The organism is Salinimicrobium oceani (genome assembly GCF_012037645.1).
In genome coordinates, this window is the sequence record NZ_JAAVJR010001670.1 from 1 (window position 1) to 281 (window position 281).

At 44.5% G+C, this 281-nt stretch carries 1 pseudogene; it reads left to right on the forward strand.

Features of this window, described 5'->3' with window-relative positions:
* Positions 1 to 281 (forward strand): annotated as a pseudogene (locus HC175_RS23545) (nucleoside phosphorylase); the annotation flags it as partial.

The following is a 281-nucleotide window of genomic DNA, read 5'->3' on the forward strand; positions in this document are numbered from 1 at the left end:
TTTGACAGTCTGCTGCATTTTTATCAGAGCGATGATGTCCAGCTACAGGATTTCAATGAAGCGCTTGAACAACATTTGAACACCTACTCTAAGAACAGTAAACCTTATGTAGTTGCTGCCGATCCTTCTCTGGTTGAAAAATTTAATTCACCTGAAGTGCACTTAGGCTTCACCGGCTCCAACGTGGGATTCTATGCTCCGCAGGGACGTGTTCTAAGGCTTCCGCTAAGGGATGAAAACATGAAAGATAGGCTGGCTCAATTCAGTTTCGAGGGCAAGAA